The 16,815-nt window shown below is 33.7% G+C and carries 17 protein-coding genes; 4 read left to right on the forward strand and 13 right to left on the reverse strand.

Annotated elements, in window-relative coordinates:
* Positions 1-79 precede the first annotated feature (79 nt).
* Positions 80-1,291 carry a phosphoglycerate kinase gene (locus K1X44_00415; protein MBX7145750.1) on the forward strand — a complete coding sequence of 404 codons (1,212 nt, stop codon included), beginning with the start codon at positions 80-82 and terminating at the stop codon, positions 1,289-1,291.
* Here K1X44_00415 and K1X44_00420 read toward each other — a convergent pair.
* Complete coding sequence (locus K1X44_00420; protein ID MBX7145751.1) at positions 1,265-1,834, reverse strand: hypothetical protein; 570 nt, start codon at positions 1,832-1,834, stop codon at positions 1,265-1,267. The two genes, K1X44_00415 and K1X44_00420, sit on opposite strands and share 27 nt — an antisense overlap.
* Positions 1,835-1,881: 47 nt before the next feature.
* Complete coding sequence (locus K1X44_00425; GenBank protein ID MBX7145752.1) at positions 1,882-2,556, reverse strand: pyrimidine 5'-nucleotidase; 675 nt, start codon at positions 2,554-2,556, stop codon at positions 1,882-1,884.
* 98 nt (positions 2,557-2,654) lie between these two features.
* Here K1X44_00425 and K1X44_00430 point away from each other — a divergent pair, with 98 nt between their 5' ends.
* Together K1X44_00430 and K1X44_00435 are read left to right on the forward strand one after the other, a co-directional pair.
* Complete coding sequence (locus tag K1X44_00430) at positions 2,655-4,163, forward strand: UbiD family decarboxylase (GenBank protein ID MBX7145753.1); 1,509 nt, start codon at positions 2,655-2,657, stop codon at positions 4,161-4,163.
* A 21-nt stretch (positions 4,164-4,184) separates the two neighbouring features.
* Positions 4,185-5,519, forward strand: coding sequence for a TldD/PmbA family protein (locus tag K1X44_00435; protein ID MBX7145754.1), 1,335 nt, complete (start codon positions 4,185-4,187; stop codon positions 5,517-5,519).
* 289 nt (positions 5,520-5,808) lie between these two features.
* Here K1X44_00435 and K1X44_00440 read toward each other — a convergent pair whose 3' ends face one another.
* The 9 genes from K1X44_00440 to K1X44_00480 all read right to left on the reverse strand — a co-directional run bounded on the left by K1X44_00440 (position 5,809) and on the right by K1X44_00480 (position 13,763).
* Positions 5,809-6,297 (reverse strand): paraquat-inducible protein A, encoded by a 489-nt coding sequence (locus K1X44_00440; protein MBX7145755.1) that lies wholly within the window; start codon positions 6,295-6,297, stop codon positions 5,809-5,811.
* Positions 6,298-6,349: 52 nt separating this feature from the next.
* A complete protein-coding gene (locus K1X44_00445; protein MBX7145756.1) occupies positions 6,350-6,865 on the reverse strand; it encodes a hypothetical protein in 516 nt (171 codons plus the stop codon).
* Positions 6,866-6,870: 5 nt separating this feature from the next.
* Positions 6,871-7,356 carry a hypothetical protein gene (locus K1X44_00450; GenBank protein ID MBX7145757.1) on the reverse strand — a complete coding sequence of 162 codons (486 nt, stop codon included), beginning with the start codon at positions 7,354-7,356 and terminating at the stop codon, positions 6,871-6,873.
* Between the two features lie 29 nt (positions 7,357-7,385).
* A complete protein-coding gene (atpE, locus tag K1X44_00455) occupies positions 7,386-7,613 on the reverse strand; it encodes an ATP synthase F0 subunit C (protein ID MBX7145758.1) in 228 nt (75 codons plus the stop codon).
* A gap of 48 nt (positions 7,614-7,661) precedes the next feature.
* Positions 7,662-8,405, reverse strand: coding sequence for a F0F1 ATP synthase subunit A (locus K1X44_00460; GenBank protein MBX7145759.1), 744 nt, complete (start codon positions 8,403-8,405; stop codon positions 7,662-7,664).
* A gap of 26 nt (positions 8,406-8,431) precedes the next feature.
* Positions 8,432-8,755, reverse strand: a complete 324-nt coding sequence (locus tag K1X44_00465) for an AtpZ/AtpI family protein (GenBank protein ID MBX7145760.1) — start codon at positions 8,753-8,755, stop codon at positions 8,432-8,434.
* A gap of 91 nt (positions 8,756-8,846) precedes the next feature.
* Positions 8,847-12,326 carry a chromosome segregation protein SMC gene (gene smc / locus K1X44_00470; GenBank protein MBX7145761.1) on the reverse strand — a complete coding sequence of 1,160 codons (3,480 nt, stop codon included), beginning with the start codon at positions 12,324-12,326 and terminating at the stop codon, positions 8,847-8,849.
* A 61-nt stretch (positions 12,327-12,387) separates the two neighbouring features.
* Positions 12,388-13,140: a DsbA family protein gene (locus K1X44_00475; protein MBX7145762.1), complete on the reverse strand. Its 753-nt coding sequence runs from the start codon at positions 13,138-13,140 to the stop codon at positions 12,388-12,390.
* Positions 13,141-13,214: 74 nt separating this feature from the next.
* A complete protein-coding gene (locus K1X44_00480; protein MBX7145763.1) occupies positions 13,215-13,763 on the reverse strand; it encodes a DciA family protein in 549 nt (182 codons plus the stop codon).
* Positions 13,764-13,767: 4 nt separating this feature from the next.
* Here K1X44_00480 and K1X44_00485 point away from each other — a divergent pair, with 4 nt between their 5' ends.
* Positions 13,768-14,871: an A/G-specific adenine glycosylase gene (locus tag K1X44_00485; GenBank protein MBX7145764.1), complete on the forward strand. Its 1,104-nt coding sequence runs from the start codon at positions 13,768-13,770 to the stop codon at positions 14,869-14,871.
* Here the strand turns inward: K1X44_00485 and K1X44_00490 are convergent.
* Together K1X44_00490 and K1X44_00495 are read right to left on the reverse strand one after the other, a co-directional pair.
* Complete coding sequence (locus K1X44_00490) at positions 14,868-16,025, reverse strand: site-specific DNA-methyltransferase (GenBank protein ID MBX7145765.1); 1,158 nt, start codon at positions 16,023-16,025, stop codon at positions 14,868-14,870. The genes K1X44_00485 and K1X44_00490 overlap by 4 nt on opposite strands.
* A 65-nt stretch (positions 16,026-16,090) precedes the next feature.
* Positions 16,091-16,702: a ribonuclease HII gene (locus K1X44_00495; protein MBX7145766.1), complete on the reverse strand. Its 612-nt coding sequence runs from the start codon at positions 16,700-16,702 to the stop codon at positions 16,091-16,093.
* Between the last annotated feature and the right edge of the window lie 113 nt (positions 16,703-16,815).

Genomic DNA, 16,815 nt, shown 5'->3' on the forward strand with positions numbered 1-16,815 from the left:
ATTATTCTCTTGATCAAATATGCATGAAGATTATTTTATAAATGATTCAAAGACATAACATGAAATGCAGAAAATACCAATGACAAATTTCTTAACACTAGATGATTTTGAACCCAATGATAAACAAGTTCTTGTTCGCGTAGATTTTAATGTCCCTATGCAAGATGGGAAAGTTACAGATACAACAAGAATTGAACGCAGCGCACTAACATTATCCGAGCTTAAAAAACGCCAAGCCAAAATAATTCTTTTATCCCATTTTGGTAGACCTAATGGGCATATTGTACCAGATTTATCTTTGAAACCTATTTTACCAATTTTACAAAAAATTTATGGATCTTCTTCAGTTTTCTTTGCCAAGGATTGCATTGGTGCAGATGTAGTAGAACAAATTTCAAAACTCACCAATGGTCAAATTTTACTTTTAGAAAATATTAGATTTTATAAAGAAGAAGAAATCAATGATTTATCTTTTGCTAAAAATCTTGCAAACTTAGCTCATATATATATCAATGATGCTTTTTCTTGTGCGCATCGTGCCCATGCTTCTACAGAAGGTATTACTCATTTTCTGCCAGCTTATGCAGGTAGGCTTATGCAAACAGAACTTGAACATCTTCATCAAATTTTAGATAATCCCAAACGCCCTTTAATTGCCATTATAGGGGGCGCAAAAATTTCTACAAAACTTGATCTTATTGCCAATCTTATGAATAAAGTAGATTTTTTAGTTATTGGCGGCGCAATGGCGAATACATTTCTTTATGCCCAAGGGCATAATATTGGTACTTCTCTTTATGAAAAAGAAATGATTACTACAGCTAAAACTATTTTAGCTCAATCACAAAAAAGCCAATGCAAAATTATTCTACCAAGTGATGTTGTGGTGGCAAATAATCTTAAAGATGGTCATAACGCATCTATTATTTCTATTAATTCTATTCCCAATGATAAAATGATTCTTGATATTGGGCCACAAACTGTCCAAGACATTATCAAATTATTATCCCAAACTAAAAGTCTAGTTTGGAATGGACCATGTGGTGCTTTTGAATATCCACCTTTTGAAAAAGGAACCGAATATTTGTCCCAAGAAGTATCACAATTAACCCAAGCAAAAAAAATAATAAGCGTCGCCGGTGGGGGGGATACTGTAGCTGCATTAAGTATGTTTAACTTAAATGAAAAATTTACTTATGTTTCAACTGCAGGTGGAGCATTTTTAGAATGGCTCGAGGGTAAAAAATTACCTGGCATAGAAGCTTTATGCCAGCAAAAATTTCACACTTAAATCTAAAACGATTTCAATAATAATATCTGACAGAATAAGCGCAAAAATTCCCACACCAGGAAGTAATAAAGTTATAGATGTAATAATCCATAAACCTACCATACTTGCAATAGATAATACAGCCATTAATAAACCTATAAAATTTTCTGGAACCCACCCACTTTGTAAAAGTAAAAAAAGAAGAAAAAACAAAACCATTTGGGGTAAAGTAAACCAATTATAAACAACTATATAACTATTATAATATGCCAGATGTCCCATAAATCTAATAAGATAATAAGCAAATAAAGGAAAGGCAACCCATCCTATAATATAGGCTAAACCATAAACTGTAACAAATTTTATATTAATTATTTCTAGATCATTTTTAGCTTGGTAAAAAGTAAAAATTATATAAAGAGGTAAAAGGGGTAAAGCCAAAAAAAATGATTTTTTAATACCTTTAAAACTGCTATCAAAATAAACTAACCCATATGGATCAAGATGAATGAGACGCCAAAATCCCTTCATAGCATTTATGATATCACGCCAACTAATAAACATACTCTAACCTAATCAATTTGTTATTCATACTCAAGCAATTGGATCTTTTAAAGATGCACTGTTAGTTGCTGAAGCCATGTAGATAAATTATCTGTTTTAAAATGAATGTGTGACTCAAACAAAGATTCTAAATCCTGTATTGGATTATCATGGACCCAAAGCGTCATCATACCCATAGATGCAGCAGGAGCCAAATTGTGGGGCATATCATCTATCATAACTGTTGTTTGAGGATTTAAATTATAAGTATCAATTATTTTTTGATAAGTTTGCTGCTGGGGCTTGGGTATATAATCTGCTGCAGCAATATCAAATATAATTTCAAAACAATGATTTATACCTAACCGTTCTAAAACACTTTGGGCATGAGTATAAGACCCATTGGTAAAAATAAATTTACGTCCTGGTAATTTATCCAGTGCACATTGAAGAATAGAATCTATAGATAAATTACTATAATCTATATCATGAACATAAGACAGAAAATTATTTGGTATAATATTATGATGTTTCATTAACCCACTTAAAGATGTGCCGTAATCCTTAAAATATTTTTTTTGTAAATTATAAGCTGTTTCTTGAGATAAATTTAAAAAAATTTGGATAAAATCACATATTTTTTTGTCAATTTGGGCAAAAAGATTACAGTTCTTTGGATAAAGTGTATTATCTAAATCAAAGAGCCAATTTTCAATTGGTTTCGAATTTAATAAAATTGTCATTTTACATTAATCAAATAAAAATCATAAGGTTAATTTATCATATGTGTATTTATACAATAATCTTGTCAAAAAGATAACTCTCTTTTAAGCTTTTAATTATGGCCTATACATCATTACGTGATTTCATGGATAAACTTCGTTCTCAACACCAGCTTGTAACAGTTGATGTACCAGTTAGTTGTTATTTAGAAATGACAGAAATTCAGACAAGATTGTTAGCAGAAAACGGACCTGCAGTTTTATTTACCCAACCTATAGATCACCATAACACCCCCTGTTCCATCCCTGTCTTAGTTAATCTTTTTGGTACTATTGAACGTATAGCAACAGGATTGAATAGAGAACCCCATCAATTGAGAGAGATTGGTCAAACTTTAGCCTTTTTAAAGCAGCCAGAACCCCCAGAAAATTGGCGAGATTCTTTAAAGTATTTTCCTCTTCTTAAAACCATTATGGCAATGAAACCAAAAACCGTCACCGAAGCCGCATGCCAGGAAATAGTTTTAAAAGGAAGCGATATTGATCTGACAAAATTGCCCATCCAAACTTGTTGGCCTGATGAACCTGCACCTCTTATAACTTGGCCTCTTGTTGTAACCAAAGGACCCAGTCATTCAAAAGAAGATGATTATAATCTTGGTATCTATCGTATGCAGGTTATTGGACGTGATCGCACTTTAATGAGATGGCTAAAACACCGGGGGGGAGCTAGCCATTTCCAAAAATGGCAAAATGAAAAAACTGAACCCTTACCCGTTGCAGCAGTTATTGGGGCTGATCCTGGGACAATTCTTGCGGCGGTTACACCAGTTCCGGAAACTTTATCTGAATATCAATTTGCAGGACTTTTGCGTAATAAAAAACTTGATCTTGTACCTTGCAAAACTATTCCCCTTAAAGTTCCAGCCCAAGCAGAAATTGTGCTTGAAGGCCATGTTTCCTTAGCATCCTTCGAAGATGAAGGACCTTATGGTGATCACACAGGATATTATAATTCTGTTGAACAATTTCCTGTATTCACCATCAGTGCTATCACTATGCGATCAAAACCTATTTATCTTTCTACTTTCACCGGACGCCCCCCAGATGAGCCTTCTGTTTTAGGTGAAGCATTAAATGAAATATTTATCCCGTTACTTCAACAACAATTTCCAGAGATTATTGACTTTTGGCTTCCACCTGAAGGGTGTTCTTATCGAATTGCAGTTGTATCTATCCGTAAAGCTTACGCGGGTCATGCCAAAAGAATTATGATGGGGATTTGGTCTTATTTAAAACAATTTATTTATACAAAGTTTATTATTGTTGTAGATGATGATATTAATGTAAGAGATTGGAAAGATGTGATGTGGGCAATTTCTACCCGTATGGATCCTGTACGTGATATAACAACCATGACACATACCCCTATCGATTATCTTGATTTTGCCAGCCCCGAAAGTGGACTTGGTGGGAAAATAGGGTTAGATGCCACAAACAAAATACATCCTGAAACTAACCGTATATGGGGAAAAAAGATTTATATGGCCCAGAATATTATTGAAACGGTCACAAAAAAATGGGCAAGCTATAAATTACCAGGATCTGGTAATTCTATTTGGAAATAATTTTAATTAAGAGTACACACCATGACTAATCGTTCGGATATTTTATTAGATTTAATTAAAGAAACAAAGAAACATGGGGCGGATCATGTAGATACTTTGCTTATTGATACGACCGCCCTTAATTATAGTCAAAGATTAGGTCAACAAGAACAACTAGAAAGATCAGAAAGCAATGAAATTGGTCTAAGAGTATTTATTGGCAAAAAACAATCTATTGTTTCAAGTACAGATTTTTCTTCATCTTCTTTGAAAAATTTAATTGATCGTGCAATATCAATGGCCAAATCTGTACCAGATGATCCGTTTTCTAGAATTGCCAATCTAGATGAAATAACGTCATCCGTGCCAGATTTACAGATTTATGATCCTGATGAACCTTCAATAGAAGATCTTATACAAAAAGCAAATGAGTTTGAAAATGCTGCCCGTTCTGTTCCTGGAATAACAAATTCTGAAGGGGCTAATGCAGCATGGCAAAAAACAGAAATTTATCAAGCTACCAGCAATAATTTTATGAATTCTTACAAAACCACACGTCATTATTTTGGTGGATCTGTAATTGCCCAAAGTGATCAGGGTATGGAAAGAGATTATGAATTTTCTTCTGCTATTTATGCCAAAGATTTGGCAAACCCAAGTTTAATAGGACAATTAGCAGGTGAAAAAACTGTTAAAAGATTAAATCCAAAAAAACCACAAACCACAAAATTACCAGTTGTTTTTCATCCTCGTGAAGGACGACAATTATTAGGACATTTTGCGTCAGCAATTAATGGGGCTGCTATTTCTTTAGGAACCAGTTTTTTAAAAGATAAAATGGGTCAATCTGTTTTCCCAAAAACAATTACTATCATTGATGATCCCCATAGAATTAAAGGGTTACGTTCTGTCCCCTTTGATTCTGAAGGTATTGCTGCAAAAAAAACATCAATAATTGACCAAGGAATTTTGACAACATGGCTGCTAGATCTTAACACTGCGCAAAAACTTAATCTTAAAAGTACAGGTCATGCGAAACGTGGACCTTCATCCCTTCCCCATCCTTCTGCAAGCAATCTTTATATCGCACCAGATACATTATCGGTTACAGATTTGCTAAAAGATATTAAAGAAGGATTATATGTGACAGATTTAATTGGCCATGGGATTAATTTAGTGACAGGGGATTACAGTATTGGTGCTGTTGGGTTTTGGATTAAAGATGGCATTATAACCTATCCTGTTAGCGAATTAACGATCGCAAGCAATTTAAAAGACATGTTTGCAAATTTGACCGTTGCTAATGATTTGGAATTTCAATATGGCATTGATGTTCCAACCTTACGAATTGAATCGATGACCATCGCTGGACAATAAAACTATGCCTATTAGTAGCCAGGTACACCGTACAACACAGTACCTATCAGTTTAGCATGGAGCGATAAGGCTTTTATTAGGAAACTTTGATTATCTACGCTCGGTAGTACTTTTAATTGTCTGCTGCTCTACAGTTAAAGCTTCTTGGGTGAAAGTTAATGTCACTAATAAAGCAATTATTAAAGCTGCAATTAATGAAATTTTTTTCATAATATTCCCCTTGATTTATAATCTTAAACTAATTTTATAGTTATCGATAAAACTATGTTTATATTATAAATTAAATTAATTATTTATATTTTGTCAATAAATTATACATATATGTTGTTAAGCCCATAGATAGAATTACCGAGCTTGCAAAAAAATAAATGCCAATATTTAATTGGGTCGAAATAAAGAAATTACCCTGCAAACTAATCATAACAAAAGCAACAATCATCACATCTAGCATAGACCATTTGCCAATTATCATTAAATAATGAACAAGCTTTTTACGCCATGATTGTCCATGATGTGGAAGAAAATAAAGTCCAGCCAATAAAATTATTTTGCTATAAGGTACAATAACAGAAAAAAGTAAAATAATTATACCAATAATATAATGTTGATGAACAATTAAAATAATAAAAGTTGATAAAATTGAATGGGATTTTGTAAAAAAAGAAAATTGTGTAATTGTTAACGCAGGCAAAATTAAACCAGTTGTTAAGCAAACAAATGTCAGAAGGAAAAGTAAAAGTAATAATATATTTTTATAATTCTTTTTTATAACAACCATCGTTTGTTTGCTATAAATTATTTATATAAAATTAATTCTAAATAAAGAATTATCAAGAAACAAGATAACGATCTAAATCTTTTATCGATTGATCAATAAATGATTTTTGTTGGGCAGAGGTTAATTGACCCCGCAAAAATTCGGATGCCACATTAATTGCACTCTTTGATATATGATCCGATATGTTTTGGGTGGCTTCTTTTTCAGCTAAAGAAATTTTTTCTAGAAATGCTTTTTCCCGTCTTTTAAAATTTATATCAAGATTGGCAAGTGCATCTTCATGTAATTTTTTTGCTTCAAAATTTGCATGTTCATTAATTTCTTGGATAAGTTTTTGTGCCTCTTGACTTTGCTCGGTATATTTTTGCAAAAGATTTTGCGCTTCAAGATGCAATTTTTCTGCCTGATCAAGTTGGGTTTTAATTTTTACACTATATTCATCCAAAAATTGTGAAATAAATCCAACAATTTTTTTACCAGCTAAAACAATGAAAATAACAAAAGCTATGGCAACCCAAATGGCAGGATCTGAACTCCAATGTTCAACAACATGATGGCTTGTTTCCATTTATTTTACCTTTGCATAACCTTATTAACTATTTTGTTAATATCTTCTTTTCCTGGTTGAATATCCGATAATTTTTTAATCAAATGTCCGGCAATTTCTTGTGTGACTTCAGGCAAAGTTTGTTCTAGCTTTTGTCTGGCAGCTGCAATACGTTTTTCTGCTTCCAAAGTTTTTTGTTCAAAAACTTTTTTAAATTCAACCTCTTTTTGTTTAATATGGTCGGCAATTTCGTCTTGAGCTTTACGTATTTTTTGTTGAGCGTTAAAACGCGCTTCTTTCATGGCTTGTTCATAAGCTTGAAGGACATTTTCTGCTTCATTTCTTAGATTTTCTGCTTTTCTTAAATCATCTGCAATTTTTGTTGCGCGCGTTTCAAGAATAGTCCCAACCCGAGGCATAACCAGTTTTGAAATTAACCAGTACAGTCCCATAAAGGCAATGATTAGCCAAATAATTTGTGAACTAAAATGTTCTGGATTAAGCTGTGGCATTTATAAATACCCAAAAACTAAGCCAAAAATTACGACGCAAAAACTAAGTAGAAAGAAATAACAATAGCAAAAAGACCCAAAGCTTCTGTTAACGCAACACCAAGAATTAATTTGGTGAAAAGTTTTGCTTCAACCGCAGGATTCCGAAAAGCGCCCGCAAAATAATTACCAAAAATTAATCCTAAACCAATAGCAGCACCCCCAGCAGCAATAGCAGAAATACCTGCAGCAATAAGTTTAGCTGATCCAATATCCATAATTTTATCCCTTCTGTTTAAGTTTGATCATATTAAGATTATTATCCGTCAATGATGTAAATGTATAGCATCATTGAGATAAATGCAGGTTAAAATAGTAAATACATATGCCTGCAAAATTGCAATACCAACTTCCAAAGTGGTTAACCCTACAATAAATAATAAAGGTGCCCATCCCCAAAAAATTCCCAGCATTACAACAAAGCCACCAAAAACCTTAAGCATCATATGGCCAGCCATCATATTAGCAAAAAGACGCAACGATAAACTAATAGGTCTGGTAAAATAAGAAAGTATCTCAATAGGTACAAGCAAAATTAATAAAACAAAAGGCACACCTTTGGGAACAAAAAAGCCAAGAAAACTAAATCCATGACGAATAATACCAATAAGTGTTACCCCCATAAAAATAGCCATAGCCAAAGAAAACGTTACAATAATATGACTGGTGACCGTAAAAGAAAAAGGGATCATCCCAAGTAAATTACAAAAAAGAATGAACATAAAAAGTGTAAAAATAAATGGAAAATAACGTAACCCTTCGGTACCAATATTTTCACGAATCATAGATGCTATAAATTCATAACTTAATTCAACCATAGATTGCCAACGCCCTGGTATTAATTGGCGTTTACGTGTCCCAATTAAAAGAAAAATAAGAATAGTAACAACAGCTATCACCATCCAAAGAGATGAATTTGTAAAAGAAACATCAAAATTACCAATTTTCATATCCACTATTTTGTGGATTTCAAATTGTGCCATTGGGCTATGTCCGCTACCTTGTGCCATGTTTCAACTATAAGCTTTCTAAAAAATTATTTTCTGTCCTGACCGTCAGACTGTCCACCTAAAACTTTTACTATATTTATCATACCCGCAAAAAAACCCAAGATAAAAAATAAAATCATTAACCAAGGTTTTGTCCCCAACCAATCATCTAAAAACCACCCTAAAGCACCCCCAACAATAAGTCCAGCCACCAATTCTATAGCAAAACGAAGAGCAAGAGCCATAGAAGAACCCAACCCAGGTAAAGATTCAGGTTGTTGATTCGGATCAGATAAATCTTTTTGCTGCCGACGAGCTTGATTAAGTTTCTTTTTTAAAAGATTAAGCTCTAATTTTTCTTGGTCACGCATATTAATCTATCAAGTTATCATATTCAGCTGGCACCATAAGGATAAGGATACCACCCTGTCAAGATCAAACCGAAAATTATATCTTATAAAACTAAGCACTTTCTCTTAACGCAACAGCTTGATGTAAATTCACCGACACAAGTTGTGAAACACCATGTTCAATCATTGTGACCCCAAAAAGTCTATCCATCCGTGCCATCGTTAAACGATGATGTGTGATAATTAAAAATCTTGTCTTTGTAAGTTCTTCAATTTTATGGACTAAAGAACAAAAACGGTCAACATTTGCATCATCAAGCGGTGCATCTACTTCATCTAAGACACAAATAGGTGCAGGATTAGTTAAAAACACCGCAAATAAAAGAGCCAAAGCTGTTAAAGCTTGTTCTCCACCTGAAAGGAGAGATAAATTTTGCAATTTTTTCCCAGGTGGACTTGCCATAATTTCTAATCCTGCCTCTAGGGGGTCGCTTGCTTCCGTTAAAGTAAGATAAGCTTTTCCCCCACCAAATAAATTCGTAAATAATTCTGAAAAATGTTTATTAACCTGGTCAAAGGATGCTACAAATTTTTCACGTCCTTCGCGGTTTAAATTGGTAATGACTTGACGCAATTTTACAATTGAAGAGAGAAGTTCTTCTTTCTGGGTATTTAGTTCATTAATTTTTGTTTGCAATTCTTCCATTTCAGCTTCAGCCCGTAAATTAACAGGGCCAATAGCATCACGGTCGCGATAAAATCTTTGCAACTGGGTTTTTAAATTTTCTTCATCGGGAAGAGAATCTGGATCATCCCAGGCACAAATTTCAAATAATTGATCTAAATCAATATGAAGTTTTTCTTGAACATTTTTTTGTATATGGACCAAAGCTTGATTGCTTTGATTAATTGCTTCTTCACAACGTATATAGGTTTCCCTTAAAGCAGAAAGACTATTTTCAACATGCCGATTATTTTTTTCTTCATTAATTAAAGCAGTTTCAATTTCTACAACTTGATCTGTAACTGCATTTTTTCTTTGTTCGGCCTGAACAATAAGATTGAGTAAATTTTGTTTTTGCTCGACAAGTTTTTCAGGTTTGGATTGCAAAAGATTTAAATTTTCGTAAAGGGCATGTTGCTTTTCTTCTAGGGAAGAAACTTGGCGTTTAGCTTCGCTTAACCGAATAGTCCAAAGTTCTTTTTCTTCCTGCAAATGATTAAAACGGCGTTGTTTTTCTTGGATATAATGAGTTAATTTATTATATTCTGCTTGAATTTCGTTTAAATTTTGGCGTAAATCTTGAACTTTAGTTTTAATTAAATCTGCTTGATTTTTTAACCCATCTAAATTTGGTAAAGCATCAAGATCTTTTTTTAAATTGTCCAATGATACTTTAATATCATGATAATCCTGTTGGGTACGTTCCAACAACTGTTTGGTTGATAAAGATTGCGCGGTTAATGTTGCAATATGTTGTTTTTGTTCATCATGTTTTTTTTGATAATCTACAACATTCAATTGAACAGTTTGCATTTTTTGTTTTATTTGTTGTTCTTCATCAAGAATAGATTGATAATTGGCTACGACATTTTGTAAATTTTGATTACTTGTTATAAAATCTTGATGAGCCTGATCTTTTAGTGGAATTAAATCACGTAATCTTGCACGTTGATGCAATCTAATTGCCGTGGCTGTTTCTGCAATAGACATAACTGTAAAACCATCCCATCGCCACATTGCTGTTCCATCATGCATCACAAGCCTTTGCCCTTGATGTAGATATTTTTGCAAATGATGCCCCTGATCAAGATGATCAACAACACCAATTTGACGAAGTCTTTTTTCCAAAATCTTTAAAGGGGATTTAATATAATTAGATAAAGGTTTAATTAATTCTGGTAATGGCACATTTTGCTTCATATCTTCGGAATCTGGTAAAGATTCCCAATAAATAGGGGCACCTTTATCTGTTGATGCGGCAAGATCATCACCCAATACAATACCTAAAGCTTGTTCAAAACCTGTTTCCACAACAATTTGATCAATCAAAGGTGGCCATAGGTCATTATGACTTGTTTGAAATAAATCGACCAACGTTGTATATTCTGCAGTTACCTTAGATAATAACGCTTGTTTTTCTTGCACCTCTTCACGTAAAACAATTTCCTTTTGTCTTGTATCATTTTTTTTCTGTTCTAAATTATTTAGATGACTTTGAATTTCTTTCAATTCATTTAATGCTAACAACCAATTATTTTCTGCATTTTTGACATCAATATTTTCTTCTAATTTTTTTTCTAATTCTACAAGCGATTTATGTAAATCTTCATAACGCTCATGATACCGAGTTAAATTTGTTTCATTCTCTGTAATAGCATGGGTCAAAGTTTGGAATTTCGTTTCAGTTTCTGTAATTTTTTGTGTATGGCTTAAAAGTTCTTGATCATAATTTGTCAAAAGATGAATTAAATCTTCTTGTTTAATTTGAACAATATTAAGATTTTCTTTATTTTTTTCCTCTTCTGCTTGAATAGAAAGAATCTCTTGTTCTATTTTATTTTGCATTTCAGAAGCTTCATTTAAAAGATTTTTTTCGCGATGAAGTCCTTCATCAATTTGGGTTAAACGCAATTTTATTTCATGAAGTGATTGACGTACTGTTTCTTCTTCATGTTCAATTTTTTGTTGATCATAAATTAAAGATTGCCATTCTTTTATTTTTACAGCTTCCTCATCCCGCAATGCAGGTAATTGATCACGATAATGATCGATTTGTTGTAAAGATTGCGTCACTTTATGTGTTGTATCCGCGATCTCTTGGGTTAAAGCTACCATTTTATTTTCATAATCATCTTTTTGTTTTAAAGAATTTGCTTTTTGAACAAAATAAAATCTTGCTTCAAAGGTTTTAATACGTTCATTAAGATTACGATATCGAATAGCTTGCCTTGATTGTCTTTTTAAAGCCTGATATTGCGTATCCAAAGTTGTTAAAATATCTTGCGTTCTTTCAAGATTAGTTTCTGTGGCCTTTAACCGTAATTCAGCTTCATGGCGTCTTGTGTAAAGACCAGTTATACCCGCTGCTTCTTCAAGCAAGACACGCCTTTCAATAGGTTTTGCATTAATCAATGCACCAATTTTACCCTGACTTACCAAAGCGGTAGAATGTGCACCTGTTGCTAAATCAGCAAGTAAGGTTTGCACATCACGAGCCCGCACTTCTTGACCATTAATCCGATATAATGACCCCATGCCACGTTCAATTTGTCTCGTTACTTCAATCGTATGATAATGATTATAAATAGAAGGCGCTGTTTTATCTTGATTATCAATTTCAAGTAATACTTCGGCAAGATTGCGGGCTGGTCTTTTGGTGTTACCGTTAAAGATAACATCATCCATTTCCCCGCCACGTAATCTTTTGGCCGAGGTTTCACCCATAACCCACCTTAATGCTTCGACTAAATTTGATTTACCGCACCCATTTGGTCCAACGATGCCTGTAAGCCCAGGTTCAATCAAAAAATCAGTTGTTTCAACAAATGATTTAAACCCAATTAAGCGTAATCTTGTAAAGCCAACCATAATTATTTGAACAACAACTTTTTACCAACCATCAAAATTATTATCTATCTTTATCAAAATATTATTGAGATTTAGGCATTAAAGATTTTAGAACTTCATCAATTTGTTCAAATGTTGAAATCTGACTATAAAGTTTGCCATTAATAACTAAACTTGGTGTCCCATGCACCCCATATTTTTCACTGGCTTCTTTATAACGTGTGGCGATCAAATTTGTTGCTTGACCATCAGCTAAACATGTATCTATATCTTGTTCACTTAAGCCTGCTGTACGCCCAAATTGTTTTAATCCTTTAACAGGATCTTCGGCCTTGGTCCATTGTTCTTGGGCGGAAAACAAAGCATCAATCATGTTAAAATAATTATCTTTTGCAACACAGCGTGCGAGTAAAGATGCTTTCAACGCAACACCATCCAAAGGAAAATCACGATAAACATACCGTAGTTTTCCTGTATCAATATAAGTTTCTTTAATCTTGGGCATAACTTCTTTTGAAAAATGAGCACAATGAGGACAGGTTAACGAGGCATATTCAATCATAACCAAAGGAGCATTAACATTTCCCATACTGTAATCATCTTCATAAAGCCCTTCTGGGGAATTTTTAATAGCTTCAGCTTGTTGTTCTGGTGGAATTAACGATTCAGGTGCTTGAGATTGAGGTTCCGTTGAGGGTAAAACATCTTGGCTTGATTCTGTAGGTTCAACATTATTTTGCCATTTTTTTAACCATGGTGAAATTAAAGGTTGCCAAGACAATATGATGGCTAACACCACAACCAAAAAGAAAAAAACAAAAGCTTTTTTAGACATATAATTCTCCATCAATTAAATCAGCTAACACATAAATCATAGATTGCATTGTTTTGAAAGCAATTTTTATTTTTTTATTCTTTTAATGCTTTATTTTTTAACCTTAAACTATATCCCAAATTATAAACAGCTTTTTTAAGATTATCATGTTTAATGGGTTCTAAATTATCCATCAAAGATTGACAACTTTCGGGGTCAAGGTCAACTAATTGATGTGGTTTTTTAAAAAAATACTTTTGCCCAGATGAAAAATTATTAACAGGTGTTTGGTAGAATTTAAGCCCAATAATAGCTTGATAACCTAAATAAGTATTAAGTTTCTGTAAAATTTGTGGAGTTAAATGTTGAAGCTCTAAGGCAGCTGAAGGCGATGTTTGAATATGCAAAATTCCCTCTGTTTTGGTTCCTTTTTTATACATAATTTTTAAAGGAAAACAACGCGTCGCTAAAAAATCTCCAACAATATCACGCCAATGCATAACCAAATTTGGGTCGATAAAACCAAATTTACGGAATAACGGCTTACCTAAATCACTAACAACCTTGGCCAATGAAAAAGCTTTTTGTTTACGCTTTTCCGAATAAGCTTTATGATCGGCTTTTATATTTTTTTGATAATTCACAAAAATGCCTAAAAACAAAAAATTAAAAACACATCAACTTTTTACATCTAATCCACGGGTTTTAGTTAAAAAGTTACTTGATTGGTATCATATCAATCAACGTATTCTACCTTGGCGGGCATCTTTTGGTCAAACCCCTAATAGTTATTATGTATGGCTTAGTGAAATGATGCTTCAACAAACAACTGTTGCAACCGTCAAACCATATTTTACACGTTTTATTAAGCGTTGGCCAACACTTAAAAGTTTATCAGAAGCCCATCTTGATGATATTTTATGGGAATGGCAAGGTCTTGGCTATTACAGAAGAGCCAGACTTCTTCATCAATGCGCAGAATTAATTGTAAAAAAATTTAATGGCCAATTTCCCAAAACTGAACAAGAATTAATTTCCTTGCCTGGGCTTGGACCTTATAGCAGTGCTGCGATTGCAGCAATTGCTTTTGATCAACCCGCAACTGTTGTTGATGGAAATATTGAACGCATCATGGTAAGATTTTTTGCCATTGAGACCCCCTTACCTCAAGCTAAGTCCATATTAAAAAAACTGGCAGGCACCTTAACCCCTATACAAAAGGCAGGGGATTATGCTCAAGCTTTAATGGATTTAGGATCTTTAATCTGTACACCTAAAAATCCCAAATGCGTTCTTTGTCCTTGGCAGCATTCGTGCCAAGCTTTAAAGTTGGACAAAGTTTCTATTTTACCCATCAAACAAAAAAAAATAGAAAAACCAACACGGTATGGAACAGCTTTTTGGATAGAGAAAAACAATCAACATCTTTTACTTGAAAGACGTCCAAGTGAAGGATTACTTGGAAATATGATGGGACTACCAACCACACCGTGGCGAGGTGAACCTTGGACAGCAAAAGAAATATTAAAGTATAGCCCATGTCATGCAGAATGGAATGATTTAGAGGGATCAATCACCCATATTTTTACACATTTTAAATTGGAACTTTCTTTAAAAATTGGAAAAAACCCAATTATGCCCAATAAAAAACTTAACCCCAATTATATGTGGACGCATACCAAAAATTTACATAATCATGCTTTACCAACTGTAATGAAAAAAATCATTACTCATAAATTGACCAATTCTTAAGAAGCTTGAATTTGGGATCGTACCTTTTGTCTTAAAATATCAATTGGCATTAATTGCCCCGCTACTTCAAAATTCCAAAACTGCCACCCATTACAAGTTGGGGATCCTTGAACTTGGGCCCCCACTTGATGAATTGATCCACGAAATTCTGATGTGACTAAGGTACCATCAGCCCTAATTTTGGCGGTATATCTTTTACCTGGGCCAAATAACAAATCACCTGGTTGTAAGAGACCTTGTTCAATAAGCGATCCAAAAGGAATTCTTGGTTCTTCGCGTTTGGTTGGAATGGCATAAACATTATGATCATGAATAGGTTCAATAGCCGCCAAACGTTCGCGTGCAAGATCAACATAATCCGCGTCCTGTTCAATACCAATGAAATGGCGATTTAATTTTTTGGCAACAGCTCCTGTTGTCCCAGTTCCAAAAAATGGATCAAGAATAATATCCCCTGGTTTGGTTGAGGCCAAAATAACTCTATGCAAAAGGGATTCTGGTTTTTGGGTGGGATGGGCTTTTGCTCCTTCTTTATTTTTTAATCGCTCTCCACCCGTGCATAAAGGTAAAAGCCAATCACTTCGCATTTGTGTATCATCATTCATGGCCTTCATAGCGTCATAATTAAAATAATATTGGGATTTTTTATCACGCGCGCACCACAATAAAGTTTCATGGGCATTGGTAAAACGACGTCCCCGGAAATTTGGCATAGGGTTACTTTTTCGCCAAATAATATCATTTAAAATCCAATAACCCAAATCTTGGACAAGGGCGCCAACCCGAAAAATATTATGATAACTACCTATAACCCATAAAGTACCATCTTTTTTCAAAAGGCGTCTGGCTTCATTAAGCCAAAGTTTACTAAATTGATCATAAGCACCAAAATTATCAAATGCATCCCATTCTTCATCAACACCTTGAACCAAACTATCATTAGGTCGTCTTAAGGTACCAACAGCTTGCAATTGAAGATTATAAGGAGGATCCGCAAAAATCACATCTATTGAATCTGATGGTAATTCCTGCATAGTTTTTAGGGAATTGCCATGAATAACTTGATCCAAGGATTTTAAAGATTCTTGTGTAAAAGTCTGTGCAGAAACCCGTGTAGAAGCCCGGGTAGAAGATTGTGAAACAATTGACCCCATGATTTTCCCCTTTTCAGGAATCTAGAATGCACAATCACGAATCGAAGGTCAATATTTATTTTAAATCAAATAGTTAGATTAATAATCTCAGAAATTGGTCTAAATGAATGACGGTGATGGTCGCATACCCCATATTGTTTAATAGCTTGATGATGTTCTGCCGTTCCATATCCTTTATTTTGTGCCCAATTATAATAAGGAAATTCTTTTGATAATTGGGTCATAAGACGATCGCGAACCACCTTGGCCACAATGGATGCTGCTGCAATAGAAAAGCTTAAACTATCGCCTTTAATTAAGGTTTTCCCTTGAACTGGAACAAAGGGTAAATGAATACCATCAACCAAAATAAAATCTGGATCTAAAGATAAATTATTTAAAGCACGTTTCATTGCTAATAAAGATGCTTGTAAAATATTTATTTGATCAATTTCATGAACTTTGGCTATCCCTATACCTATATCAGCGTAATCACAAATGGGATGATAAAGTTTCTCTCTTTGTTGGTGGGATAGTTTTTTTGAATCATCCAATGAATGGTATAATAGATCGGGCAATTTATAATTTGGGAAAATAACCGCAGCTGCCACCACGGGGCCCGCCCATGGACCACGACCCGCTTCATCTAATCCGGCTACCAAACCACCTGCGGATATTTCATAAAAAAAATCTGGCATTATATTAAAAATATGTTAGAGATATCATAATTTTAATCATAAAATTTTATTAAATAAAAATTAAAAAAAAAATCTAATGTACCAATTTCAACCCCGTAATGACGCAAAATGGC

The organism is Alphaproteobacteria bacterium (genome assembly GCA_019695395.1).
Lineage (GTDB): Bacteria > Pseudomonadota > Alphaproteobacteria > JAEUKQ01 > JAIBAD01 > JAIBAD01.

Excerpts from the sequence above, each read along its gene's own strand:
- K1X44_00415 (MBX7145750.1), top strand. The coding sequence starts at position 80 with ATGACAAATTTCTTAACACTAGATGATTTTGAACCCAATGATAAACAA.
- K1X44_00420 (MBX7145751.1), bottom strand. The coding sequence starts at position 1,834 with ATGTTTATTAGTTGGCGTGATATCATAAATGCTATGAAGGGATTTTGG.
- K1X44_00425 (MBX7145752.1), bottom strand. The coding sequence starts at position 2,556 with ATGACAATTTTATTAAATTCGAAACCAATTGAAAATTGGCTCTTTGAT.
- K1X44_00430 (MBX7145753.1), top strand. The coding sequence starts at position 2,655 with ATGGCCTATACATCATTACGTGATTTCATGGATAAACTTCGTTCTCAA.
- K1X44_00435 (MBX7145754.1), top strand. The coding sequence starts at position 4,185 with ATGACTAATCGTTCGGATATTTTATTAGATTTAATTAAAGAAACAAAG.
- K1X44_00440 (MBX7145755.1), bottom strand. The coding sequence starts at position 6,297 with ATGGTTGTTATAAAAAAGAATTATAAAAATATATTATTACTTTTACTT.
- K1X44_00445 (MBX7145756.1), bottom strand. The coding sequence starts at position 6,865 with ATGGAAACAAGCCATCATGTTGTTGAACATTGGAGTTCAGATCCTGCC.
- K1X44_00450 (MBX7145757.1), bottom strand. The coding sequence starts at position 7,356 with ATGCCACAGCTTAATCCAGAACATTTTAGTTCACAAATTATTTGGCTA.
- atpE (MBX7145758.1), bottom strand. The coding sequence starts at position 7,613 with ATGGATATTGGATCAGCTAAACTTATTGCTGCAGGTATTTCTGCTATT.
- K1X44_00460 (MBX7145759.1), bottom strand. The coding sequence starts at position 8,405 with ATGGCACAAGGTAGCGGACATAGCCCAATGGCACAATTTGAAATCCAC.
- K1X44_00465 (MBX7145760.1), bottom strand. The coding sequence starts at position 8,755 with ATGCGTGACCAAGAAAAATTAGAGCTTAATCTTTTAAAAAAGAAACTT.
- smc (MBX7145761.1), bottom strand. The coding sequence starts at position 12,326 with ATGGTTGGCTTTACAAGATTACGCTTAATTGGGTTTAAATCATTTGTT.
- K1X44_00475 (MBX7145762.1), bottom strand. The coding sequence starts at position 13,140 with ATGTCTAAAAAAGCTTTTGTTTTTTTCTTTTTGGTTGTGGTGTTAGCC.
- K1X44_00485 (MBX7145764.1), top strand. The coding sequence starts at position 13,768 with ATGCCTAAAAACAAAAAATTAAAAACACATCAACTTTTTACATCTAAT.
- K1X44_00490 (MBX7145765.1), bottom strand. The coding sequence starts at position 16,025 with ATGGGGTCAATTGTTTCACAATCTTCTACCCGGGCTTCTACACGGGTT.
- K1X44_00495 (MBX7145766.1), bottom strand. The coding sequence starts at position 16,702 with ATGCCAGATTTTTTTTATGAAATATCCGCAGGTGGTTTGGTAGCCGGA.